The following is a 326-nucleotide window of genomic DNA, read 5'->3' on the forward strand; positions in this document are numbered from 1 at the left end:
GCATCGACGTGCGCAGGATGCGCGCCCTGGTCGACCTGCTGTCCACCGCCCGGCCCGAGGTGGTTGCCGAGGTCGAGCGCCGCGTCCTGCCCCACGCCGTGCGGCTGACCGTGCCCCAGCTGCGCGCCCGGGTGCGCCGCGCCCTGGCCCGGCTGGACGCCGACGCCCTGGACAAGCGCCGCGAGGAAGCAGCCCACCGGGCCGACGTCACGGTCCGGCGCACCGGTGACGGGATGAGCCAGCTCGTCGCCGACCTGCCCGTGCACCTGGCCGCGGCCTGCGCCGACGCCATCGACCAGTACGCCCAGCTGCTGCGCGCCGACGGC

General features: G+C 77.3%; 1 protein-coding gene. It reads left to right on the forward strand.

Going from position 1 to position 326, the window contains the following annotated elements; genetic code table 11:
- Nucleotides 1–17: 17 nt before the first annotated feature.
- Nucleotides 18–326 (forward strand): DUF222 domain-containing protein (locus E9565_RS22085; protein ID WP_236836747.1); only part of this gene is annotated, 309 nt, incomplete at its 3' end.

The sequence above is a fragment of the Blastococcus sp. KM273129 genome, assembly GCF_021698995.1.
Classification (GTDB): Bacteria; Actinomycetota; Actinomycetes; order Mycobacteriales; family Geodermatophilaceae; genus Blastococcus.